Raw genomic sequence first — 22508 nt, 5'->3', positions numbered from 1 at the left:
GCTACAGCGGGCCTTTTCATCGGTGCCCTGGCCCGCACAGGGTGCGGGCCAGGGCACGAACACCTGCGCGGCCGGAGGATGCGCGCCGCGATCGGCCTGGCCCGGGGGCGTGCCGGACCCCCGATCCGGGAGGCCGTGGCCGCCTCAGCGCATCGGCACGACCGCGACGGCGTTGAAGGGAGAGCCTTCCACCAGCTTGGTGGACCAGGCCATGTAGACGACGACGTTGCGCTCCTCGTCCAGGAAGCGGTGCACCCGGGTTTCCTTGAAGAACAGGCTGGTGGCGCTCTCATAGACCCGCTCGCCGCGCGGGCTCCGGCGCGCGGCCTCGCTCACTCGCACCGGCCCGGTCACGGTGCAGGACAGGGCGAAGCGCGCCGGGTCCTCGGCCAGGCCCACCATGCCGCTCACCCCGCCGGTGCGCGCCTGGGCGATGTAGCAGGAGACGCCCTCCACCTTCGGGTCGTCGAAGCGCTCCACCACCACGCGATGGCTGCGGGTCAGGCCAAGATTGGTCAGGGCCGTGTTGACGTGGCCGATCTCCTTCGTCTCCTGCCCGAAGGCGGCGCAGGGGGCTGCCAGGGGCAGCAGCAGCGCGGCGGCAAGGGTGGCGAGGCGGGGCATGGCAGGGTCCTCTCGGTTGGGCTTGGCGCAAACGGGTTTCGGCATCGGCCGTGCCGATGGGCGAGCAGAAAACGTGCCGGCAGCGCGGATGTGACCCGGGCGCAGCGGGCCACGACATGCCGGGACGGCGTGCCGGCCGCGCCGGTCATGGCGTGCGGCTTTCTCCGGTGCCGGCAGGCGCTATTCGCCGAGCGCCACCCCGTCCCGCCGCGGATCGGCACCGCCCTGCAGCCGGACGCCGTCCGGACCGCGCAGGATGCGGATGGCATGCAGCCCGCTGGTCATGATGCGCACCTCCACCGGGAAGCCGCGCGCCTGCAGGGCCGGGGCGAGCGCCGCGGCGGCGGTGCCGGCTTCCAGTTCCAGCATGGCATTGGCCGCGCCGATGCGGGGCAGGGCGACCGCCGCCTGCGGCTCCATCCCCCAGTCCAGCAGCGCGACCAGCGTCTGCGCGACATGCCCGATGATGCGCGTGCCGCCGGCCGAGCCGAGCACCGCGACCGGCTGCCCGTCCGCGCCGAAGACAATGGTGGGGGACATGGAGGAGCGCGGCCGCTTGCCCGGGCCCACCCGGTTCGCCACCGGCCGCCCCTCGATTTCCGGCAGAAAGGAGAAGTCGGTGAGCTGGTTGTTCAGAAGCATCCCCCGCACCATCAGCCGCGCGCCGAAGAGATCCTCGATGGTGGTGGTCAGCGCCACGGCATTGCCCGCGGCATCGACGACGGACAGATGGCTGGTGCCGTTCTCCGGCTGCGGCGGCTGGGAGGCAAGCGGCGTCCCGCCGGCCCAGGGCGGGTTGCCGGCGCGCGGCACCGCCTGGGCTCGGTCGCGGTCGATGAGTTGCGCCCGGATTGTCAGATAGAGGGGGTCGAGCAGCCCGGGCAGCGGCACCGGCACATGGTCGCCATCCGCGAGGTAGCGGTTGCGGTCGGCGAAGGCGACCCGCCCGGCCTCCCCCAGCAGATGCGCGGCATCCAGCGCCCGCGCCTCGGAAGGGGCGCCGCGCGGGTCGAGCGCCGCCATGTCCTGATGTGCCAGCAATGCCAGGATCTGCAGCACGGTGGCACCGCCGGAGGAAGGCGGCGGGAAGCCGCAGAGGGTCCAGATGCGGTAGGGGGCGCAGAGCGCCTCGCGCCGCCGCGGCTCGTAGCCCGCCAGGTCATCGGTGGTCATGAAGCCGGGATTCGGGCTGGCGCGCACCGCAGCGGCGATCTCGGCCGCGATCGGGCCGCGATGCAGCGCATCGGCGCCCTGCTCGGCCACGGCGCGCAGCGTCGCGGCGAGCGCCGGATTGCGGAGCACCGCACCTTCGGCGAGCGGCCGTCCCTCCGGCAGGAAGAGTGCGCGGGCCTGCGGATCGCGTCGCAGCCGCTCCGCATCGCCGGCGATCTGCGCGGCGAGCCGTGCCGTGATGGGAAAGCCGGCTTCGGCGATGGCGATGGCGGGCACGAGGAGATCCGCCCAGGGCAGCCGGCCCTGCTCCCGATGCGCCGCCTCCAGCATGCGCAGCGCGCCGGGCACCCCGACCGCGCGACCGCCGACCGCGGCCTCGTGGAAGCCCATGGGCTGGCCATCCCGCAGGAAGAGCGTGGAGGGGAGGGCGGCCGGCGCGGTCTCCCGCCCGTCCCAGGCGGAGAGGCGCCGTGCCCCGGCATCCCAGTGCAGCATGAGGGCGCCGCCGCCGAGGCCGGAGGATTGCGGCTCCACCACGGCGAGCACCGCCTGGGTGGCGATGGCGGCATCGAGCGCCGTGCCGCCGGCCCGCAGCATGGCCATGCCCGCCTCGGCGGCCAGCGGATGCGCCGCGGCCACCATCTGGCGTTGCGCCCGGGCGGGGGCGGAGGCGGCGAGCGCGACGAGCAGGAGCAACAGGACCAGGCGGATCATTATGCTCCTCTCGGCGATCATGCCCTTGTAGCGGGGTGCCGAGGGAGCGGGAACGCTGCCCCGGTCAGGCCGGCGTGACCCGCGCCCCGCCACGGTGCCGGAAGGCCAGCGCCTCCGCCACATGGGCGCGCTGCACCACGGGGCTGCCGGCGAGGTCGGCGATGGTGCGCGCCACCCGCAGCGTGCGGGTATAGCCTCGGGCCGAGAGGCGCAGCTTCTCCGCCGCCTGTTCCGCGAGTTGCCGGGCCTGCGGATCGGCCTGCAGGGTCCGCTCCAACGCGCTGCCTTCCGCAGCGGCGTTGCAGCGGGGACCGTCCGGGCCGTAACGGGCGCGCTGCCGCTCACGCGCCGCGCGGATGCGGGCTGCAACCGCCTCGCTCGTCTCGCCGGCCGGGGCGCGCGCGAGTTCGGCGGGGGGCACCGGCACCACCTCGATCGCCAGGTCCATGCGGTCCAGCAGCGGGCCGGAGAGGCGCATCTGATAGTCCTCCCCGCAGCGGGGAGCGCGGCCGCATTCCCGCGGCGCATCGCCGAGATAGCCGCAGCGGCAGGGATTCATCGCCGCGATGCACTGGAAGCGCGCGGGATAGGTGACGTGGTGGTTGGCGCGGCTGATCGTCGCCCGGCCGGTCTCCATGGGCTGGCGCAGCGCCTCGAGCGCCGGGCGGGGGAATTCTGGCCATTCGTCCAGGAATAGCACGCCATGATGCGCCAGGCTGATCTCACCCGGCTTGGCGCGGTTGCCGCCGCCGATCAGGGCGGCCTGGCTGGCGCTGTGATGCGGCTCCCGGAAGGGCGCGCGGGTGACGAGGCGGCCATCGCGCAGCAGGCCCGCGATGGAATGCACCAGGCTGACCTCCAGCGCCTCGGCCGGCGTCAGCTCCGGCAGCAGGCCGGGCAGTCGGGCGGCGAGCATGGACTTGCCCGCGCCCGGCGGGCCGATCATCAACAGGTTATGGCCGCCGGCCGCCGCCACCTCCAGCGCGCGCTTGGCGCTCTCCTGCCCCTTCACCTCGGAGAGGCAAGGTCCGCGCCAGGGCGCCGCATCAGGGGCCGGCGGCTCTGGCGGGGTCAGCACCTGGGTGCCGCGGAAATGGTTCATCAGGGCCAGCAGGTCGGGCGCGGCCAGCACCTCGATCCGCCCGGCCCAGGCGGCCTCGCCCCCCTGTGCCGCCGGGCAGATCAGGCCCAACTCGCGGGCCGAGGCGCCGAGCGCGGCCGGCAGCACGCCGGCTACCGGGTTGATGCCGCCATCCAGCGCCAGCTCTCCCAGCGCGGCATAGCCGGCCAGTTCCTCGCGCGGCAGCACCTCCATGGCGGCCAGCACGGCGAGCGCAATGGGCAGGTCGAAATGGCTGCCCTCCTTCTGGATGTCGGCCGGCGCCAGATTCACCAGCACCCGCTTGGGCGGGAGCGAAAGGCCGAGGCCGGCCAGCGCCGCCCGCACCCGCTCCCGGCTCTCCGCCACCGCCTTGTCCGGCAGGCCGACCACCAGGAAGGCCGGCAGGCCGGCGGCGATCTGCACCTGCACCTCGACCGACAGGGCCTCGATGCCGGAGAAGGCGAAGCTGGCGACTCGCGCGATCGTCATGGTGCGGGACCATGACGATCTCAATGCCGACACGCAACAAGACAATCGGTTAGCAAATCGAAGTCAGGCGGTCAGCCGGCCGCGGCCTCCGCCTGCCGCATCAGCCGGAGGAAATTGCCGGACCAGAGCAGGCCGAGTTCCCGTGCCCCATAGCCGCGCCGCAGCAACGCCGCGCTCAGCCCGGCGGTCTCGGCCGCGTTCTGCCAGCCCTCCACCCCGCCGCCGCCGTCGAAGTCGGAGGAGAGGCCGACATGCTCGACGCCGATGCGCGTCACCGCATGGTCCACATGGTCGGCCATGTCCTCGACGCTCGCCGGGTTTTTCTGCCCTTCCGGCACGCGCCGCAGGAAGGCCGGCACGGCGGTGATCTGCGCCAGGCCCCCCACGGCCCGCAGCATGTCGAGTTGCTCGTCATCCACGCCGCGCGGATGGTCGCAGAGCGCGCGGCAGGCGGTGTGGGTGGCGACGATGGGGGTGCGGGAGACCTCGGCCGCCTGCAGCATGCCCTTCTTCGAGACATGGCTGACATCGACCAGCATCCCTGCCTGATTGAGCGCCGCGATGGCGGCGCGGCCGAGCGGGGAGAGGCCGCCATGCTCCTCCGGAGCATCGCCGAGCGGCGCGCGCGGCCGGGCACTGTCCGCCAGGTCGTTGTGCCCGTCATGCGTCAGCGTCAGGTAGCAGGCGCCGAGCGCCTTCCAGCGCTGCGGCGCGGACAGGTCATGCCCCATGGCATAGCCGTTCTCGACCGCCGACATCACCGCCTGGGCGCCGGCGGCGAAGCAGGCTTCCAGCGCATCGGCGGTCGCGCAGAAGCGGCGGTGGATGCCGTCGGCGCGGGCGCGGATATGGCGCAGCATGGCCTCCGCCCGTTCGGCGGCCGCGGCATGGCCGGCCGCATCGCGCCTCCCCTGCGGGACATAGGCGATGAAGATCGCGGCATTCAGCCCGCCGCGCGCCATCTTCGGGAAATCCACCCGCATCGCCGTCTCGGTCAGCGGGTCCGGCGGTTCCGGCCAGCGGAGATCGATATGGGTATCAAGCGAAAGGGTGGCCGCGTGAATCGCCTGCGCGTCCATCAGGCCTCGCCCCAGCCGGTCAGGAAGCGCTGCAGCAGCGTGCCGAGCAGATCGACATTGTAGCCCCCCTCCTGCACGATCGCACTCGGCAGCCTGAGGGCGCTGATGAGCGCGCCGGCCCGGGCGAAGCCATCGGCGGTGACGGAGAGGGCGTTCAGCGGCTCATGCTCGCTGGCATCGAAGCCGAGGGAGACGACCAGGGCCTCCGCCCCGAAGTTGCGCGCGGCCTGCACGCCGCGTTCCACCGCCTCCAGCCAGGCCGCGTCGCCGCTACCGATCGGGAGCGGCATGTTGATGTTGCGGCCATCGCCGGCGCCGGCGCCGCGTTCCTCGGCATGGCCGACATACCAGGGATAGTAGCGGGTCGGGTCGCCATGGACCGAGACGGTGAGCACGTCGTCCCGTTCCCAGAAGATGCCCTGGGTGCCGTTGCCGTGATGGCTGTCGATGTCGAGGGTGGCGACCCGTGTCGCGCCGGCGGCGCGTAGCGCCTCCACCGCGAGGGCGGCGTTGTTGATGTAGCAGTGCCCGCCGGCGCGGGCGGCATAGGCATGGTGCCCGGGCGGGCGGCAGAGGGCATAGGCGCTGCGGCCCGCAGCCGCCTCCGCCGCGGCGGCGAGGGCGACGCCGGCGGCGGCGGCGCAGGCCTCCCAGGTGCCGGGGCCGATCGGGCAGGCGGCATCGGCAGTGAACCAGCCGGCGTCGCTGATGATGTGCGGGCCGCGGCGGGCGCCATGGGCCAGCATCTCCGGCGAGGGGTGCATGTTCGCCACCACCTCCGGCCCTGGGTTGGGCAGCTCAGCCCAGGCCGCGGCCGCGCTGGCGAGGAATTCCACATAGTCGGGAGTATGGACGCGCGTCAGCGCCGCCCGGTCCGCCGGCGTCGCGAGGTCCGGCGCGATGCCCAGCGCCTCCAGCCCCGCGAGCAGCGAGGCGGCGCGTTCGGGCACCTCGAAATTCGGGCGGACGGCGCCGCGCACGAGGAAGAAGCGCGGCGTGTGCCGCATCTGGTCGGGATGGTGGAAGGCGCGCATGGCGGGAAGGCTAGCAGCGGCGGCGTCCTTGTCCATGCGCCGGGTGGCTGGACAGGGCCCGGGCTCTGGAGTGGACTGCCGCGCTGCAACACGGAGCCCCCATGACCCAGCCCCTCGATCCCGGCGCCCGGCGCGCCATCCTCGACGCGGTCGATGCGCTGCGGGACTGGTCGGTCGAGACGCTGGCGCGGCTGGTCCGCTGCCCCTCGACCCTCGGCCATGAGCAGTCGGCGCTGGAGGCGATGGCGCGCAACTACGAGGCGCTGGGCCTGTCGCCGCGCCGGGTGCCGACCGTTCCGGCCGAGCTCGCCACGCATTCCGGTTTCTCGCCGCCGCTGATCCCCTATGAGGGGCGGGACAATGTCGTGGCCGTCCACCGGCCGCGGGAGGCGCGCGGCCGCAGCCTGGCGCTGCAGGGCCATGTCGATGTCGTGCCGGAGGGCGCGGCCGATATGTGGGAGACGCCGCCCTATGAGCCGAGCGTCCGGGATGGCCGGATGTATGGCCGCGGCGCCGGCGACATGAAGGCCGGCATCGTCAGCTACCTGACGGCCTTCAAGGCCATGCAACTGGCCGGGCTGCAGCCCGCGGCCGAGGTGCAGATGCAGTCGGTGATCGAGGAGGAGTGCACCGGCAATGGCGCGCTCGCCTGCATGCTGGCGCTGCCCAAGGCGGATGCGGTGATCATCCCGGAGCCGGGGCCGGGGCTCGATGCGCTCTATACCGCCGAGGTCGGGGTGGTCTGGGCCTGGGTCACGGTCAGCGGCCGGCCGGCGCATGTGCGCGACATGCAGGCCGGGCTGAACGCCATCGAGGCGGCGCAGATCATCGGCGCCGCCTTCAAGGACTATGAGCGCGAGATGAATGACGGCTCGCGCATCCACCCGGCCTTCCGCGGCGTCAACCACCCGGTCAATGTGAACCTCGGCACCATCGAGGGCGGCGAGTGGAACTCCTCCGTCGCCACCCGCTGCCGCATCGGGCTCCGCGTCGGCATCATGATGGGCTACACCGCGGCGCAGACCCGGGCCGATATCGAGCGGATCGTCGAGCAGGCGAGGCAGCATGAGCGGCTGCGCGGCGCGCAGGTGAAGCTGGAATTCAAGGGCTTCATGGCCGATCCCTGCGTCTTCGACACGGAAGCCGAGATCGTCCGACTGGCGCGGCGCAACTATGCCGAGGTGACGGGCGGGTCGCTCCGCGACTACCCCGCGACCGGGCTGACCGACGGGCGCTTCTTTGCGCTCTATCAAGGCACGCCGGTTGCATGCTTCGGCCCCGACGCGGTCGACATCCATGGCATTGACGAGAATGTCGGGCTCGACAGCATGCATGGCATCACCCGCACCATCGCCCTCGCCATGGCCGAGTGGTGCGGGGTGGAGAGGGTCTGAGGGATATGAGCGCGACGAACCTGCCGCTGTCCGGCGCCCGACTCTGGGACAGCCTGATGGAGATGGCGAAGATCGGCGGCACGCCGAAGGGCGGCTGCAACCGGCAGACCCTGACCGACCTGGATGCCGAGGGGCGCGCCCTCTTCAAGCGCTGGGGCGAGGCCTGCGGCCTGACGCTCACCGTCGATCGCCTCGGCAACATGATCTTCCGGCGGGAGGGCCGGGACCCGACGCGGGCGCCGGTCGCGATCGGCAGCCATCTCGACACCCAGCCCACAGGCGGGAAGTTCGACGGCGTGCTCGGCGTGCTGGCCGGCCTCGAGATCATGCGGGCGTTGCACGAGGCGGGGGCGGAGACCGAGGCGCCGCTGCTGCTCATCAACTGGACGAATGAGGAAGGCGCCCGGTTCTCCCCGCCCATGATGGGCAGCGGCGCGGCGATGGGCATCTTCACCGAGGCGGAGATTCTGGCGAAGCGCGCCGCGGACGGCGCCGTCTTCGGCGAGGAACTCCGCCGCATCGGCTGGCAGGGCGAGGCCGATCCGGCGGCGCTGCAGAAGGTCGGCGCCTATCTCGAGTTGCATATCGAGCAGGGCAAGCTGCTGGAGGATGCCGGCCTCGATGTCGGCATCGTCACCCATGCGCTGGCGCAGCACTGGTTCGAGGTGGTGGTGGAGGGGGAGGATGCCCATGGCGGCTCCCCCATGGCCGGCCGCAAGGATGCCATGATGGCGGCGGCGCCGCTGATCTCGGCGGTGGAGGAGATCGCGCTCGGGACGCTCTCGCCCCAGGGCGAGCCGGGGCGTGGGACAGTGGGCGTGGTGGAGGTCCATCCCGCCTCCCGCAACGTCGCGCCGAGCCGCGTCTTCTTCAGCGTGGATTTCCGCCACAGCGACCCGGACGCCTTAGCGAGGATGGGTGAGGCGCTGACAGCGCGCGCGGCGGAGATCGTGGCGGCCCGCAAGGTGAAGGCGACCGTCACGCCCTTCTGGTATTCGCCGCACACCCCGTTCGACCCGACGCTGGTCGCCCGGGCGCGCGACTCGGCCAAGGCGCGCGGGCTGACGTGGCAGGAGATGCCGACCGCCATTGGCCATGACGCGGTCTACATGGCGCGCAAGGTGCCAACGGTGATGGTCTTCTGCCCCTGCCATGGCGGCCTCTCCCACAATGAGGCGGAGAGCATCACGCCGGACTGGGCGACGGCCGGGCTACAGGTGCTGGCCGATGCGGCTCTGGCCACTGCGGGGCTGGTCCGGCGGTGAACCTGCCGCTCTCGCCCGACCGGCTCTGGGACAGCCTGATGGCGATGGCGCGGATCGGCGCCACGCCGGAGGGCGGCTGCAACAGGCCCGCCCTGTCGGCCATGGATGCCGAGGCGCGGGCATTGCTGGCGCAGTGGGGCCGGGAGATCGGCCTGACGCTGAGCGTGGACCGCCTCGGCAACATGGCGCTGCGTCGAGAGGGCCGGGATCCCCGGCGCAGGCCGGTGCTGGTCGGCAGCCATCTCGACACCCAGCCCTCCGGCGGGAAATTCGACGGGCCCTATGGCGTGCTGGCGGGCCTCGAGATCCTGCGGGCGCTGCACGAGGCCGGGGCGGAGACCGAGGCGCCGATCGTGCTGGTCAACTGGACCAGCGAAGAGGGCTGCCGCTTCAGCCCCTCCATGATCGGCGCCGCCGGCGCCATGGGCGTGCTGGACGAGGCGACCGTCCTCGCCGCGCCCGCCATGGATGACGGGGAGCGCTATGGCGAGGCGCTGGCCCGCACCGGCTGGGCCGGCACGGCCGATCCCGCCGCCTTGCGCGAGGCCGCGGCCTATTTCGAGGCGCATATCGAGCAGGGCCCGGTGCTGGAGGCGGAGGGATACGATCTCGGCATCGTCACCGGCGGTTTCGCCACTGAGCGCGCCCTGGTGACCGTGACCGGCGAGACCAGCCATGCCGGCACCACGCCGATGGAGATGCGGCGCGACGCGCTGCTGGCCGCGGTGGAGATGATCTCGGCCGGCGAGCGCATCCTCTACGAGCGCGCCCCCGAGGGCCGCATGACGGTCTGCCGCCTGCTGGTGGACCCCGGCGCAGATGGCGTGGTGCCCGGCGGCGCCCGCTTCGCCTTTGAATACCGGCATCCCGACGACACCACCCTGCGCGCCCTGCTGGACGCGGCGGATGCGGCCATCGCCGCCATCGCCGCGCGCCGGCGCGTGGGCGTCCGGCGCGAGCCCTACTGGTCCTTCCCGCGCGTGGTGTTCGAGGAGTCGCTCGCCGCCCGGCTTCGCGCCGCCGCGGCGCGGCATGGCGCGAAGCACCGCGACATGCTGAGCGGCGCCGGCCATGATGCCTACCACGCCGCCGCGCGCATGCCGGCGGTGATGCTCTTCATCCCCTGCCACGGCGGCATCAGCCACCACCCGACCGAGTCGATCTCCCGCGCCTGGGCGGAGATCGGGCTGCGCGTGCTGGCCGATGCCGTCATCGAAACCGCCAACGCCCCGGAGTAACGCCTTGCGCATCGCCATCGGCGGCTTCCAGCACGAGAGCCATTCCTTCGCCCCGCTGCCGACCGGTTGGCGCGAATTCGTCAAGCCCGGCGGTTTCCCGCCGCTGCAGCGGCCGGCGACGCTGGTCGAGGCCCTCCGCCCCACCTCCGTCCCCTGCGCCGGCGCCATCGAGGTGCTGGAAGCGGCCGGCGCCACCATCGTCCCGCTCACCTGGTGCTTCGCCAACCCGGCCGGCCCGGTGACGGCCGAGGCCTTCGAGCGCATCGCCGCCCTGATGATCGCCGCGCTGTCTGATGCGCTGGAGGAGGGGCCGCTCGACGGCCTCTATCTGGAACTGCATGGCGCCATGGTGGCGGTCGGCTTTCCGGATGCCGAGGGCGAGCTGCTGCGTCGGATCCGCGCGGTGGTCGGGCCGGAGCTTCCCGTCACCGTCAGCCTCGACCCGCATGCCAACATGACCCGGCAGATGGTGGACCTCGCGGATGCGCTGGTGCCGTACCGCACCTATCCGCATGTGGACATGAAGCCGGCTGGCGCGCAGGCGACGCGGCTGCTGCTGGAGCGCATCCGGCGCGGGAAGCAAGGTCTGTCCCCTTGGGCGCGCGCCTTCGCCGAGATCGACTTCCTGATTCCGCTGACCATGCAATGCACCATGGTCCCGCCCATGTCCCGGGTGCTGGAGGAGCGGGCGCGGCTGGAGGCGGCGCATGGCTGTGCCGAACTCGCCTTCTGCTTCGGCTTTCCTTATGCCGATTTCCCCGGCTGTGGCGTCGCCATTGCCGGCTATGCCGAGACCCAGGCCGCCGCCGATGCCGCGGTCGCCGGGCTGAAGGCCTATCTCGATGCGCATGAGCCGGACTTCGCCGGCGGCGTCGCCCCGGCCGAGGAGGGCGTGGCGGAGGCCATCGCCATCGCGCGCGGCGCGTCAAAGCCCGTCGTCATGGCCGATACCCAGGACAATCCCGGCGGCGGTGGCCATGGCGACACCACCGGCCTGCTGGCGGAGCTGATCCGGCAGGATGCCCAAGGCGCGGTGCTCGGCCTGATCAACGATGCGGAGAGCGCAGCGGCCTGCCATGCCGCCGGGGTCGGCGCGATGCTCGACCTCTCGCTCGGCGGCAGGAGCGACGGCGCGCCGCTGGCCGTGACGGCCGTGGTGGAGGCGCTGACCGATGGCCGCTTTACCGCGACCGGCCCGATGTCGAAGGGCAATCCCTGCGACCTGGGCCCGACGGCGCTGATCCGGGTCGCGCCGCAAGGTGCGCGGAACGTAAGTGTCCCGGGTGTCCGGGTCATCGTCGTGACGCGCAAGATGCAGGCATTGGACCAGGCGCTCTTCACCCATATCGGCGTGGAGCCCGCCGCGCAGAAAATCGTCGCGCTGAAGTCCAGCGTGCATTTCCGCGCGCATTTCCAGCCGATCGCGGAGAAGGTGATCGTGGTGGCGGCGCCTGGCCCGGTGGTGGCGGACCCGGCGGTGCTGCCTTTCACCGATCTGCGGCCGGGGCTGCGCCTGCGGCCAGGCGCGAACCGGTAAAGGGGCGGCGGAGGCGCGATTCCGCCCGCCTGCCGCGGGTCAAGCCTGGGACCGGCGGCAGTGATCGGTGAGCCCTGGAGCGGGGGGCAGCAGCCCGTGCCGAAGCGGCTTCTGCCGCCCGCCGCCATGCGGTGCTCCTGCGCGGATGCGGTCACGCATCCGGGCCGCTGGCACCATCCTCCAGCAGCCTGGTCACGGCCTCCGGCCGCGGCAGCGGTGCCACCGCCCCATAGCCCGTGGTGGACAGCGCGGCGCAGGCATTGGCGTAGCGCGCCGCCGCCAGCGGCGGGTCGCCCGCCAGGCTGCGCGCCAGGAAGGCGCCGGCGAAGGCATCCCCCGCGCCGGTTGCATCCACAGCCTTGACCCGGTGGGGCCTGAGCACCCTGCGCTCCTCGGGCGTCGCCACCAGCACGCCATCCTTGCCCTGCTTCAGCAGCACCAGCGGGCAGCCGAGCCGCAGGTAGAATTCGGCGATCGCCTCCGGCGCCTCCAGCCCCGTCAGCAAGCGGGCATCGTCGAGGGAGGGCAGGGCAATATCCGCCTGCGCCACTGCCGCATGAATCACCGCCGCGGCGCGCGCCCGTGGCCAGAGCGGGAGGCGCAGATTGGTATCGTAGGAGACCTTCACCCCGGCGGCTTTGGCCAGGGCGATGGCATGAAAGACCGCATCGCAGGCGCTGGTCGAGATCGCCTGGCTGATGCCCGAGACATGCAGGATGCGCGCGCTGCGAATCGCGGCCTCCGGCACATCCGCCACGCGGTAGCGGCTGGCTGCGCTGTTGCCGCGATAGAAGGTGAAGGCATGGCCGCCCGCGTCATGGGTGACGAGGTAGAGGCCGGTCGGTGCGTCGGGATTGCGGAGCACCGTGCCGGTGTCCACGCCCTCGGCAGCCCAGAGCGTCATGAAGCTGTCGCCTGGCCGGTCCTGGCCGATGGCGGTGATGTAGCCGACGCTCGCCCCCTGCCGCGCGGCGCAAATGGCGGCGTTGCTGGTATCGCCGCCATGGCCTTCCAGATAGAGCCTCCGCCCGTCCGGCCCCGGCGGCTGGGCGTTCAGTTCCAGCATGGGCTCGCCCATGCAGAGCAATTCGGGCATGGCCGTCACGCCTGCATCAGGCCGAGCGCGTCCCGCGCCGCGCGCTGGATCGCGGATTTGTCGCCAGCGGCGATGCGCGCCTCATCCACCAGCTTGCCGCCGATGCCGACGAAATCCGCGCCGGCGGCGAGATAGGCGGGCGCATTCGCGGCATCCACGCCGCCGGTCGGGCAGAAGACCGCCCGCGGGAAGACGGCCCGCAGGGATTTCACATGGGCCGGGCCGCCGGCGGAACCCGCCGGGAAGATCTTCACCACATCGGCGCCGGCGGCCAGCGCGGCGCGGATCTCGGTGGGCGTCAGGGCGCCCGGCATGGCGCAGGCGCCGGCGGCGCGGGCCACGACGATGACATCCGGATCGGTCCAGGGCGTGACGAGGAAGCGGGCTCCGGCGGCAAGGCAGGCCTCGGCGGCCCTGGCATCCGGCACCGTCCCGGCGCCGACCACAAGGCCGGGCTCGGCCGCCATCTCGCGGATTAGCGGGATGGCATCGGGGATGGTGAGCGTGATCTCCAGGACGGTCATGCCCGCCTCCCGCAACCACTGGCAGGCGGTGGCGGCCAGGGCGGCGGTCGAGGTGCGGATCACCGGCACCACGCGCGCCCGGCGCAATTCAGGAATCAACGGATGGGTCATGGGCGGCCTCCCTGCCAGGCTGCCATCCTGCGGCGAAGGGCGGAGCGGGGCCAGGGGCGCGCCTGCCCGGCCCCGCATGCCGGCCGCACGGGCCGGTTGAGGAGGCTTCGAGCCGCCGGCCGGAAGCAATCGGGCCTGGCGGGAATCGCCACGCAGCCTGATGGTCAGGGCGGGCCCAGCGCTGCGCTTTTTCGGCCGGGCCGCATGCGAGCCCGGCCGATGGTCAGCGATCGCCCGGCCGGTATGCGACCTCGTTCGGCGCGCAGCGGGTACCGTAACCCCGCGCGGGTGCCGGCCGCAGGACGCCGGACTGTCCGTGCCGGACCTCAGGATCGCGCGGCGGCCAGCCAGCCCTCGGCGGTCCGCTCCAGGGTCCGGGCGTTCGCGCCGGCCCGGCGCAGCGCCGCCAGGGTCGTGTCCAGCCCATCGCGATAGCCGGCGACGGAGCCCTGCAGGTCCTCCATCGCGCCGGCCAAGTGGCGCAACTCGCTCCGCAGGCCCGCGACGGCCTCGGACTGCGCGTCCAGCGCGGCGACCAGGCCGCGCAGCGCCAAGCGCAGCCGGTCATCCTCCCGGGCGGGGAAGGCAAGAAGGGTGGCGGAGCATTCGGTCATGGCTGGGCCCCGTGGAAACGTCTAATTTTTGGTAAACGTTTCCGCCGCCTCGCCCAATGCACATGCCCGTCACTCACGCCGGCGAGGCGAGCCCGGCCAGCAGGCTGAAGGCGGCGCCGAGGCTCAGGATCCAGCGCAGCCGCAGATAGGCCGGCGGCAGCAGGCCGCGCCGCGCAGCCAGGGTCTCGACCGTGGCCGTGCCGAGGATGCCGAGGGCGAGCAGCGGCAGACCAAGGCCGGGCGGCAGCAGCAGCGCGACCCAGCCGATCAGGGATGGCAGGACGCCAAGGCCCAGCCGCGGTGCCGCCGCCTCCGCCTCGGAGGCCGGGGCGCGCAGGGCCAGTCCCCAATGCACGGCGCCGAGGAAGCTGAGGATGACCGCGCCATAGGCGGCCAGGGCATAGAGGGCGACGCCGCGCCAGTCCTCAGGTGCGATCCAGGACAGCAGCGCCGTGGCGAGGAAGGGCAGCAGGCCGGACAGGCCAAGCCAGAGGGCGGGGCGGGGCAGGGGCGACTCCATGCGCCAGCAGATCGCGCCGCCCGGCGCCAGCGCAACCCCCGGCTGCCTCGCCGGGGATTGATCCCGCCCGCGGCGCTACCCTCGCGCCGCCGCCGGGCGTAAGAACCGCGCCGGAACGGGGACGGGCATGGGTATCTGGTTCGAGATCGCGGTGATCCTGCTGCTGGTGGTGCTGAACGGCGTCTTCGCCCTCAGCGAACTGGCGATCGTCTCGGCGCGCCGGGGGCGGCTGATGGCCATGCAGCGCGCCGGCAGCCCGGGGGCTGCCGCGGCGCTGGCGCTCGCCGAGGACCCGCAGCGCTTCCTTCCGACGGTGCAGGTGGGCATCAGCCTGGTCGGCATCCTGGCCGGCGTTTTCGGTGGCGCCCAACTGGCCGGACCGGTGGGGGAGGCGCTGGCGGAGATTCCCGGCTTCGCCCCCTTTGCCACCCAGGTCGGCTTCACGCTGGTGGTGGTGGCCATCACCTATGCCAACCTCATCCTGGGCGAACTGGTGCCGAAGCAACTGGCGCTGCGCGACCCGGAGCGCTTCGCGGTGGTGGTGGCGCGGCCCATGGCCTGGCTCTCCCGCGTCAGCGCCCCGGTGGTCTGGGTGCTCTCACGCTCCTCCTCCGGCGTGCTGCGGCTGTTCGGCGCGCACCGCCCGCAGGACCAGTCGGTGACGGAGGAGGAAGTCAAGGCAGTGGTCGCCGAGGGCGCGCAGGCCGGCGCGCTGGAGCATGAGGAGCGCCACATGATCGAGCGCGTGCTGCGGCTGGCCGACAAGCCGGTGCGCGCGCTGATGACGCCCCGCAACGATGTCGCCTGGATCGACCGCAACGCCCCGCCCGAGGAGATCAAGGCGGGGCTGCGGGCGCAAAGCGTGACGCGCTTCGTCGTGGCCGACCGGCGGATCGACAATGTGGTGGGCGTGGTGGCGGCGAAGGACCTGCTGGACCAGGCGCTGGACGGCGCGCCGCTGTCGATCGCCCGGGCGCAGCGCCAGGCGCTGGTGCTGCCGGACAGCCTGCCGGCGATCGATGCGCTGGAGCGGATGCGGCATGACCCGGTGGGGCTGGCGCTGGTGCTGGACGAGTACGGCAGCTTCGAGGGGGTGGTCACCACCTCCGACCTGCTGGAGGCGATCGTCGGCGAGCTGGGCCCGCCGGACGAGCCGGAGAAGCCGGGCGAGGCCATCCAGCGGGCCGACGGCACGCTGCTGCTGGACGGGATGATGCCGAGCGACGAGTTGCGCGCGCAGCTCGACCTGCCGGCGCTGCCCTATGCCGGGACCTACCACACGGTGGCGGGGCTGATGCTGGCGCTGCTGCGGCGGGTGCCACGGGAGGGGGACCGGATCGTCTGGGCCGGCTGGCGCTTCGAGATCATCGACATGGATGGCCGCCGGGTGGACAAGGTGCTGGCGAGCAAGGAGGAGGCGGCGGGGGCGGTCTGATCGCCCCCGCCCGGTCGCTCAGGCAGCCGCGCTCTGCCGACGGAGGTGCTCCGTCACCTGTTGGATCGCGGTGCGCAGCGCCGCGCCCTGCCGTGCGACCTCGCTGCTCGAGATTCGGACCCGCTCCACCGCTCCGCCCGATTCCGAAACGGCGGCACTGACATCGGCGATGCCGACCGTCACGCGTTCCGTGTTGGCGGCCACGCCCTGCGCTGCCCGGCTGATCTCCCGCGTCGCGGCGCCCTGCTGCTCGACCGCGGCGGCGATGGCCGTCGCAACCTCGCTCGTGCGTCCCACAGCATTGCCGACGCCGCGAATGGCATCGACAACCTTCTGCGTGACCTGCTGCATATGCGCGACCTGGGCCCCGATTTCCTCGGTCGCCTTCGCGGTCTGGGTGGCAAGAGCCTTCACCTCGCCGGCGACCACGGCGAAGCCCTTCCCGGCTTCGCCGGCGCGCGCTGCCTCGATGGTCGCATTGAGGGCGAGCAGGTTGGTCTGGCCCGCGATCTGGTTGATCAGCCCGACGACCTCGCTTATGCGGGCAGCCCCGTCCGACATCTCGCGCACCACATGGTCCGTCGCCCGCACCTCCTGCACCGTGGCACGGGCGATGTTCGCGGTTTCCCCGACGCGGTGGCTGATCTCGTCCACCGTCGCCGTCAGTTCCTCGGCGGCCGAGGCCACGGTCTGCACGCCCATCGCTGCCTCCCGTGCCTCGGATGCGGCGCCGGCCGCATCACCGGTGGTCCGCTCGGCCGAGGCGGCCAGGGCATCGGCCGACTGGGTGAGCGCACGGGCGGATGCGGCCAGCATGTCAGCAACGGCGCCGAGCGAGTGTTCGAGTTCCGAGGCGGTCTCGGCCAGTGTCGCACGGCGCGCTGCCGCCGCCCGGGCCTGCGCGGCCTTCTCCTCCTCCTCCCTCAGGGCGGCAAGGCGTGCCGTCTCGGCAGCGCCACGCTCCGCCCTTGCGATCGCCTCTGCCGCCTGTTCCACCAGCCAGCAGAGCGCCGCGGCTTCGAAGATGACGATCAAGGCGTGGAACAGCACGCGGCCCAGTTCTGCCTCACCAGGGAAAAGCGCCGCCGGCAGGGCGAAATTCAGCACCAGGTGATGCAGTGCAATGGCGCCGGCGGCAACCAGCACCGCGCGGCGATCCATCATGGCGGCCGTGACGGCCAGCGCCGCGAAGAAATGCATATGCGCATCGGCCTGCCAGGGATGGTCCCAGAGCTGCTCGACCAGCACGGCCGGCATGAGGCAGAGCGCGACGGCGAGCGTGCTGCGGGAGATCGGCCGGCCCGCGCCTGTCCACCAAGCCGCCATGGCGGTCAGGGTGATGCCGGCCCAGAGCAGCAGTGGGACCAGCAAGGCGCCGCCGAGCTGCCAGCCGGTGAGCGCAAGCGCCGGCCCGTGCAGGAGGATGATGAGGAGGATGGCGCGCTCCGAGGCGGCACGCAGGCTCACGAGTTGGCCGGCCGTGGCTGGCCGTGGGGTCTGGGCAAGCAAGCAGGGCGTCCTTTCCAGGCGACTGCCAGACCGAAGGCCGCGCGGATGCGCGGCACATCTCCGCGCAGCAGCGCGAAGCCCGGGGCCGGCAGGTCGATCAGGGCGATATCGGCGAGTGTGGGATCCGCGGCGAGCCGCGTGAGGCCTGACGGGCCGATCCGGACCAGCACAGGTCCCTCGCCGGCCTGCATGATGCGGCCGAGCGCAACGGCAATGGACACCAGCAGGCAGAGCGCCAGGGCTGGGAGGACATCCCGGACAGGCATGGGGTGATGCTGCCGGGCGGAGTGCTTAGGATTCGCTAATCACCGCTTCTTTGCGGCTGGGTGATGACAATTCTACTTCCCCGCGCTGCGGGCGATCGGCGCGATGAACTGCGCCTCGGTATCCCAGGGAAAGAGGATCCAGGTGTCCTGGCTCACCTCGGTGATGAAGGTATCGACCAGCGGCCTTCCCTTCGGCTTGGCATAGACGGTGGCGAAATGCGCCTTGGGCAGCAGGGCGCGCACCACCTTCGCCGTGGTGCCGGTATCGACCAGGTCGTCCACCAGCAGCCAGCCCTCGCCGTCCCCCGCGGCGGCGGCCGGCTTCACCACCTGCGGCAGGCCGCGCTCCTCCTCATCATAGGTGACCACGGAGACGGTCTCGATCAGCCGCGCCTCCAGCTCCCGCGCCACGATGGCGGCGGGGATCAGCCCGCCGCGGGTGATCGCCACGATCCCCCTGTAGGGCCCGCGCTCCATGAGCCGCCAAGCGAGCGCCTTGCTGTCCCGGTGCAGCTGGTCCCAGGAGACGGTGTAGTAACGATTTGCCATGTCAGTACATCCTGCCCCCGTCCGGGACCTTCAGGTCGGGCTTCAGCAGCACGACCGCGCCATTCTCGTCCGGCACGCCCAGCACCAGCACCTCGCTGGTGAAGGGGCCGATCTGCCGTGGCGGGAAATTCACCACCGCCAGCACCTGCCGGCCGATCAGCCGATCGCACAGATAGTGCACCGTGACCTGGGCGGAGGATTGCTTCACCCCGAGCGGGGCGCCGAAATCCACCCAGAGCTTGAGGGCCGGCTTGCGGGCCTCGGGGAAGGGCTGGGCATCGACGATGGTGCCGACCCGGATGTCGACCTTCTCGAAGTCGCCATAGCTGATCGTGTCCGCCATCGCGATGGCATAGCCCGGCCGGCCGGGGTCAGGGAAGGGGCGGGTTGCCCGGTCGCGGCACCCATGCCACACGGCCCCCAGCACCCGGGAGGAGGCCGCCGCCGCGGCCCGCGCGACCGGACCGAGATCGCACGCCCAGAAGAAGAACGGACAACCCATGAAGCGCGACTTCCACGCCCCCGGCCGCAGCGCCGTCTATGGCACCGCCGGGATGGCCGCCACCTCCATGCCCATCGCCACCCTCACGGCGCTGGAGGTCCTGCGAAAGGGCGGGAACGCGCTGGATGCCGCCATCGCCGCCGCCGCCGTGCTGGCGGTGGTGGAGCCGCAGAGCACTGGCATCGGCGGCGACTGCTTCTGCCTCTACGCTCCGTCCGGCACCGGCAAGGTGGTCGCGATCAACGGCAGCGGCCGGGCGCCGGCGGCTTCGACGCCGGAGGCGCTCCGCGCCCGGGGCGTGGACAGGCTGGTGAATACCTCGGCGCATGTCGTCACCATCCCCGGCGCCGTCTCCGCCTGGGACCTGCTGAACCGGACGCATGGCAAGCTGCCGCTCGGCGAGTTGCTGCAGCCCGCCATCCGCTGCGCCGAGGAAGGCTGGCCAGTGCATGCCCGCGTGGCGATGGACTGGTACGACGCGGCGGACAAGCTGCGGGGCAACGAGGCCTCCTCCCGCCGCTTCCTGGTGGATGGGATGGCGCCGGAGATCGGCCACCGCTTCGTCCAGCCGGAGCTCGGCCGGACGCTGCGCGCCATCGCCGCCAGGGGCGCCAGGGCCTTCTATGAGGGCGAGATCGCGGCCGACATGGTGGCGACGCTGCGCGCCCTGGGCGGTTTGCACACCGAGGAGGATTTCGCCGCCGCCCTCGCCGGAGCCGAGTTCGTCGAGCCGATCAGGACCGGCTGGCGCGGCATGGAGGTCTATCAGTGCCCGCCCAACGGCAGCGGCCTGCATGTGCTCCAGCTCCTCGGCATCCTCGACGGCTTCGAGACGCCGGAGCAGGGCCCGATCAGCGCCGAGCGCTACCACCGCCACATCGAGGCGGCGCGCCTGGTCTATCGCGACCGCGACGCCTTCCTGGCCGACCCCGCCCAGGTGGATGTGCCCGTCGCGCGCCTGACCGACCCGGCCTATCTCGCCGCGCTACGCGGCCTGATCCGCGACGACCGGGCGCTGCGCGAGCTGCCGCCGGCCGGCGAGAGCGACTGGGCGAGGCACAAGGACACGGTCTATCTCTGCGTCGTGGATGCGGAGGGCAATGCCTGCTCCTTCATCAACAGCCTGTTCCAGAGCTTCGGCTCCGGCATCCTGGCGGAGAAGTCCGGCGTCATGCTGCACAATCGCGGCTTCGGCTTCCGCCTGCAGGAAGGTCACCCGAACTGCATCGCCCCGAACAAGCGGCCGATGCACACCATCATCCCCGGCATGGTGATGAAGAATGGCGAGGCCATCATGCCCTATGGCGTGATGGGCGGGCATTTCCAGCCCATGGGCCAGACCCTGTTCCTTACCAACCACTTCGAATTCGGCCTGGACGTTCAGGAGGCGCTGGACTGCCCGCGCCTCTTCCCCGCGCCGGGCAACGGACCGGTGGAACTGGAGCGCGGCATCCCGGGCCATATCGTCGATCGGCTCACGCGGCTCGGCCATGAGGTGAAGCTGATCGACAAGCCGCATGGCGGCGGCCAGGCGATCTTCATCGACCGCAAGGCGGGGCTGCTGGTCGGCGGCAGCGACCCCCGCAAGGATGGCTGCGCGCTCGGCTTCTAAGGCGCCGCCGCGGGCGGCGTCGGGGCGTGGTGGCGCTGCCCGTGCAGGGGCGCCATGCCGGCGGCCTTCGATCGGGCAGCACCGCCGCTCGCCACCCGCCCGGGGAGGATCCGGCATGCCGATGACAGCCCGCATCGCCGACATCACCACGCTGGCGGTGGATGCCATCGTCAACGCGGCCAATGAGGCGCTGGCCGCGGGCGGCGGGGTCTGCGGCGCCATCTTCCGTGGCGCCGGCCCGGCGGCGCTGGCCGCCGCCTGCCGCCCGCTCGCGCCCTGCCCGACCGGGGAGGCCCGGATCACGCCCGGCTTCCGCCTGCCGGCCAGGCAGGTGATCCATGCCGTCGGGCCGGTCTGGCATGGTGGCGGCCAGGGGGAGGCGGCGCTGCTCGCCACCTGCTACCGCAGCAGCCTGGCCCTGCTGCGCCGGGCGGGCGGCCGCTCGATCGCCTTCCCCGCCATCTCGACCGGCATCTTCGGCTACCCCGCCGGCCGGGCGGCTGCGATCGCCGTCGCCACGGTGCGGGAGGACCTCGCCGCCCATGGCGATCTCGACGTCACCTTCGCCTGCTTCGATGCCGGCACCCTTGCGCTCTATGAGAAGGAACTGGATCCGTGACCGAGTCCTGCGACCTGACCGCGCTGGAGGCGCGCCGCCTGATCGGCCGCAAGGCGCTATCGCCCGTCGAACTGCTGGAGAGCTGCCTCGCCCGCATCGTCGCCGTGAACCCGGCGGTGAATGCCATGGTCGCGCTCGATGAGGCGCGCGCGCGCGAGGCGGCGAAGGCGGCCGAGGCGGCGGTGATGCGGGGCGACGAACTCGGCCTGCTGCATGGCCTGCCGGTCGGCATCAAGGACCTGGAGGAGACCGCGGGGCTGCGGACCACCTATGGCAGCCCGATCTTCGCCGAGTTCGTGCCCGAGCAGGATTGCGGCATGGTGGCCAATATCCGCCGGGCCGGCGGCATCGTCATCGGCAAGACCAACACGCCGGAATTCGGCCTCGGCGCCAATACCCGCAACCGGGTCTATGGCGCGACGGGCAACCCCTTCGACAACACCCGCTCCGCCGCCGGCTCCTCGGGCGGCTCGGCCGTTGCGCTCGCGGCCGGCATGGCGCCGCTCTGCTCCGGCTCCGACACCGGCGGCAGCCTGCGCAACCCCGCGGCCTTCTGCGGCATCGTCGGCTACCGGCCGAGCGCCGGCCTGGTCTGCTCGGAGAAGCGGGCGCATGGCTGGTCGCCGCTGCCCGTCCTCGGCCCCATGGCGCGGACGGTGCCCGACACGGCGCTGCTGCTCTCGGCCATGGCCTCGGACGATGCCCGGGACCCGCTGGCCTACACCCTGCATGGTCGGCCGGTGCGGGGCGAGCCCGCGCTCTTCCACCCCGTGCAGGGGATCGACCTGGCGCGGCTCCGCCTCGGCTTCAGCGAGGATCTCGGCCAGGCGCCGACCGAGCGCGTGGTGCGGGAGGCCTTCCGGGCACGCGTCGGCGCCCTCGCGCCGCTCTTCCGCGCGGCCGAGGAAGCGCATCCCGACTGCGGCGGCGGCGACGAGGCCTTCGAGATCCTGCGCGCCACGATGATGCTGACGGCGCATGGCGAGAAGGTGCGGACCCGGCCGCAGGATTGCGGCCCCAACATCATCGCCAATGTCGAGGAGGGCCTGCGCTACACACTGGAGGACGCCGCACGCGCGGCGCAGATCCAGACGCGGATCTACCGCGATTTCCAGCGCTTCTTCGAGCGGCATGACGTGCTGGTGACGCCCGCCATCACGATCAGCCCGCGCAACTGGCGGGAACTCTTCCCGCGCGAGATCGACGGCCAGCCGACCCGGACCTATTTCCACTGGCTGGCGCTGGCCTATTACGTGACGCTGACCGGCCATCCCGCGATCAGCCTGCCGCTCGGCCGCGATGCGCAGGGCATGCCCTTCGGCCTGCAGATCGTCGGGCCGCGCGGCGGCGATGCCTTCGTGCTCGGCGTCGCGGCGGCGCTGGAGGAGGCCTTCGCCGGCGATGCCATGCTGGGCCGACCGGTGCCGGACCTCGCGGCGCTGCGGGCGGCAGCGCCGATCAGCGGGATGGAGGGCTTCCTCGGCTTCGACTGAAGGCGGCGC

The 22508-nt window shown here is 72.4% G+C and carries 21 protein-coding genes; 8 read left to right on the top strand and 13 right to left on the bottom strand.

Translation table 11 applies throughout. The annotated features are described in order from the left end of the window. Positions 1–144 precede the first annotated feature (144 nt). From LHA35_RS12475 to LHA35_RS12455, 5 genes are all read right to left on the bottom strand, one after another. Positions 145–624, bottom strand: a complete 480-nt coding sequence (locus LHA35_RS12475; RefSeq protein ID WP_226608597.1) for a CreA family protein — start codon at positions 622–624, stop codon at positions 145–147. A 180-nt stretch (positions 625–804) separates the two neighbouring features. After that, the gene (ggt, locus tag LHA35_RS12470; protein WP_226608596.1) at positions 805–2511 is read right to left on the bottom strand and encodes a gamma-glutamyltransferase; all 1707 of its coding nucleotides are present in this window, start codon (positions 2509–2511) and stop codon (positions 805–807) included. Between the two features lie 64 nt (positions 2512–2575). Further along, on the bottom strand, positions 2576–4102 hold the full coding sequence (locus tag LHA35_RS12465) for a YifB family Mg chelatase-like AAA ATPase (protein WP_226608595.1): 1527 nt from the start codon (positions 4100–4102) through the stop codon (positions 2576–2578). Between the two features lie 71 nt (positions 4103–4173). Continuing rightward, a complete protein-coding gene (locus LHA35_RS12460) occupies positions 4174–5181 on the bottom strand; it encodes a dipeptidase (protein WP_226608594.1) in 1008 nt (335 codons plus the stop codon). Beyond that, positions 5181–6251, bottom strand: coding sequence for a histone deacetylase family protein (locus LHA35_RS12455; protein ID WP_226608593.1), 1071 nt, complete (start codon positions 6249–6251; stop codon positions 5181–5183). The genes LHA35_RS12460 and LHA35_RS12455 overlap by 1 nt, the downstream gene beginning before the upstream one ends. A gap of 65 nt (positions 6252–6316) precedes the next feature. Here LHA35_RS12455 and LHA35_RS12450 point away from each other — a divergent pair, with 65 nt between their 5' ends. From LHA35_RS12450 to LHA35_RS12435, 4 genes are read left to right on the top strand one after another with little or no spacing between them, the layout of a single operon-like run. Next, complete coding sequence (locus LHA35_RS12450; protein WP_226608592.1) at positions 6317–7609, top strand: ArgE/DapE family deacylase; 1293 nt, start codon at positions 6317–6319, stop codon at positions 7607–7609. A gap of 5 nt (positions 7610–7614) precedes the next feature. Beyond that, positions 7615–8874, top strand: coding sequence for a Zn-dependent hydrolase (locus tag LHA35_RS12445; protein ID WP_226608591.1), 1260 nt, complete (start codon positions 7615–7617; stop codon positions 8872–8874). Further along, positions 8871–10112, top strand: a complete 1242-nt coding sequence (locus LHA35_RS12440) for an allantoate amidohydrolase (protein ID WP_226608590.1) — start codon at positions 8871–8873, stop codon at positions 10110–10112. The genes LHA35_RS12445 and LHA35_RS12440 overlap by 4 nt, the downstream gene beginning before the upstream one ends. A 4-nt stretch (positions 10113–10116) precedes the next feature. Next, positions 10117–11649: a M81 family metallopeptidase gene (locus tag LHA35_RS12435; protein ID WP_226608589.1), complete on the top strand. Its 1533-nt coding sequence runs from the start codon at positions 10117–10119 to the stop codon at positions 11647–11649. A gap of 151 nt (positions 11650–11800) precedes the next feature. On the opposite strand, the gene LHA35_RS12430 is transcribed toward LHA35_RS12435, so the two are convergent. The 4 genes from LHA35_RS12430 to LHA35_RS12415 all read right to left on the bottom strand — a co-directional run bounded on the left by LHA35_RS12430 (position 11801) and on the right by LHA35_RS12415 (position 14514). Further along, entirely contained in the window at positions 11801–12745 is a 945-nt protein-coding gene (locus LHA35_RS12430) for a sugar kinase (protein ID WP_226608588.1), read from the bottom strand. Between the two features lie 5 nt (positions 12746–12750). Beyond that, positions 12751–13380, bottom strand: coding sequence for a bifunctional 4-hydroxy-2-oxoglutarate aldolase/2-dehydro-3-deoxy-phosphogluconate aldolase (locus LHA35_RS12425; protein WP_226608587.1), 630 nt, complete (start codon positions 13378–13380; stop codon positions 12751–12753). 326 nt (positions 13381–13706) lie between these two features. Beyond that, on the bottom strand, positions 13707–13994 hold the full coding sequence (locus tag LHA35_RS12420; protein ID WP_226608586.1) for a hypothetical protein: 288 nt from the start codon (positions 13992–13994) through the stop codon (positions 13707–13709). A gap of 73 nt (positions 13995–14067) precedes the next feature. Beyond that, complete coding sequence (locus tag LHA35_RS12415; RefSeq protein ID WP_226608585.1) at positions 14068–14514, bottom strand: DUF3429 domain-containing protein; 447 nt, start codon at positions 14512–14514, stop codon at positions 14068–14070. Positions 14515–14641: 127 nt separating this feature from the next. Here LHA35_RS12415 and LHA35_RS12410 point away from each other — a divergent pair, with 127 nt between their 5' ends. Beyond that, entirely contained in the window at positions 14642–15949 is a 1308-nt protein-coding gene (locus tag LHA35_RS12410) for a hemolysin family protein (protein ID WP_226608584.1), read from the top strand. Positions 15950–15967: 18 nt separating this feature from the next. Here LHA35_RS12410 and LHA35_RS12405 read toward each other — a convergent pair whose 3' ends face one another. The 4 genes from LHA35_RS12405 to LHA35_RS12390 form a co-directional block, all read right to left on the bottom strand. Then, a complete protein-coding gene (locus LHA35_RS12405) occupies positions 15968–17416 on the bottom strand; it encodes a methyl-accepting chemotaxis protein (RefSeq protein ID WP_226608583.1) in 1449 nt (482 codons plus the stop codon). Next, complete coding sequence (locus LHA35_RS12400; protein ID WP_226608582.1) at positions 17413–17649, bottom strand: hypothetical protein; 237 nt, start codon at positions 17647–17649, stop codon at positions 17413–17415. Before LHA35_RS12400 ends, LHA35_RS12405 begins: the two co-directional genes overlap by 4 nt. Positions 17650–17796: 147 nt before the next feature. After that, on the bottom strand, positions 17797–18273 hold the full coding sequence (gpt, locus tag LHA35_RS12395; protein WP_226608581.1) for a xanthine phosphoribosyltransferase: 477 nt from the start codon (positions 18271–18273) through the stop codon (positions 17797–17799). A 1-nt stretch (position 18274) separates the two neighbouring features. Beyond that, the gene (locus LHA35_RS12390; protein WP_226608580.1) at positions 18275–18616 is read right to left on the bottom strand and encodes a tRNA-binding protein; all 342 of its coding nucleotides are present in this window, start codon (positions 18614–18616) and stop codon (positions 18275–18277) included. Positions 18617–18773: 157 nt separating this feature from the next. Between LHA35_RS12390 and ggt (LHA35_RS12385) the strand changes: the two genes are divergently transcribed. From ggt (LHA35_RS12385) to LHA35_RS12375, 3 genes are all read left to right on the top strand, one after another. Further along, positions 18774–20387, top strand: coding sequence for a gamma-glutamyltransferase (ggt, locus tag LHA35_RS12385; protein WP_226608579.1), 1614 nt, complete (start codon positions 18774–18776; stop codon positions 20385–20387). 115 nt (positions 20388–20502) lie between these two features. Continuing rightward, positions 20503–21006 (top strand): macro domain-containing protein, encoded by a 504-nt coding sequence (locus LHA35_RS12380; protein ID WP_226608578.1) that lies wholly within the window; start codon positions 20503–20505, stop codon positions 21004–21006. Beyond that, a complete protein-coding gene (locus LHA35_RS12375; protein WP_226608577.1) occupies positions 21003–22499 on the top strand; it encodes an amidase in 1497 nt (498 codons plus the stop codon). The genes LHA35_RS12380 and LHA35_RS12375 overlap by 4 nt, the downstream gene beginning before the upstream one ends. The last annotated feature ends 9 nt before the right edge of the window (positions 22500–22508 follow it).

Source organism: Roseicella aerolata (genome assembly GCF_020523605.1).
GTDB classification, from domain to species: domain Bacteria; phylum Pseudomonadota; class Alphaproteobacteria; order Acetobacterales; family Acetobacteraceae; genus Paracraurococcus; species Paracraurococcus aerolatus.
Note: the sequence above shows the minus strand (reverse complement) of the source record. Positions and strands in the feature narration are given on the sequence as shown.

Bases quoted from the DNA above. Each gene is read 5' to 3' on its own strand.
- LHA35_RS12475 (WP_226608597.1), bottom strand. From the start codon at position 624: ATGCCCCGCCTCGCCACCCTTGCCGCCGCGCTGCTGCTGCCCCTGGCA.
- ggt (WP_226608596.1), bottom strand. From the start codon at position 2,511: ATGATCCGCCTGGTCCTGTTGCTCCTGCTCGTCGCGCTCGCCGCCTCC.
- LHA35_RS12465 (WP_226608595.1), bottom strand. From the start codon at position 4,102: ATGACGATCGCGCGAGTCGCCAGCTTCGCCTTCTCCGGCATCGAGGCC.
- LHA35_RS12460 (WP_226608594.1), bottom strand. From the start codon at position 5,181: ATGGACGCGCAGGCGATTCACGCGGCCACCCTTTCGCTTGATACCCAT.
- LHA35_RS12455 (WP_226608593.1), bottom strand. From the start codon at position 6,251: ATGGACAAGGACGCCGCCGCTGCTAGCCTTCCCGCCATGCGCGCCTTC.
- LHA35_RS12450 (WP_226608592.1), top strand. From the start codon at position 6,317: ATGACCCAGCCCCTCGATCCCGGCGCCCGGCGCGCCATCCTCGACGCG.
- LHA35_RS12445 (WP_226608591.1), top strand. From the start codon at position 7,615: ATGAGCGCGACGAACCTGCCGCTGTCCGGCGCCCGACTCTGGGACAGC.
- LHA35_RS12430 (WP_226608588.1), bottom strand. From the start codon at position 12,745: ATGCCCGAATTGCTCTGCATGGGCGAGCCCATGCTGGAACTGAACGCC.
- LHA35_RS12425 (WP_226608587.1), bottom strand. From the start codon at position 13,380: ATGACCCATCCGTTGATTCCTGAATTGCGCCGGGCGCGCGTGGTGCCG.
- LHA35_RS12420 (WP_226608586.1), bottom strand. From the start codon at position 13,994: ATGACCGAATGCTCCGCCACCCTTCTTGCCTTCCCCGCCCGGGAGGAT.
- LHA35_RS12415 (WP_226608585.1), bottom strand. From the start codon at position 14,514: ATGGAGTCGCCCCTGCCCCGCCCCGCCCTCTGGCTTGGCCTGTCCGGC.
- LHA35_RS12410 (WP_226608584.1), top strand. From the start codon at position 14,642: ATGGGTATCTGGTTCGAGATCGCGGTGATCCTGCTGCTGGTGGTGCTG.
- LHA35_RS12400 (WP_226608582.1), bottom strand. From the start codon at position 17,649: ATGCAGGCCGGCGAGGGACCTGTGCTGGTCCGGATCGGCCCGTCAGGC.
- gpt (WP_226608581.1), bottom strand. From the start codon at position 18,273: ATGGCAAATCGTTACTACACCGTCTCCTGGGACCAGCTGCACCGGGAC.
- LHA35_RS12390 (WP_226608580.1), bottom strand. From the start codon at position 18,616: ATGGCGGACACGATCAGCTATGGCGACTTCGAGAAGGTCGACATCCGG.
- ggt (WP_226608579.1), top strand. From the start codon at position 18,774: ATGAAGCGCGACTTCCACGCCCCCGGCCGCAGCGCCGTCTATGGCACC.
- LHA35_RS12380 (WP_226608578.1), top strand. From the start codon at position 20,503: ATGCCGATGACAGCCCGCATCGCCGACATCACCACGCTGGCGGTGGAT.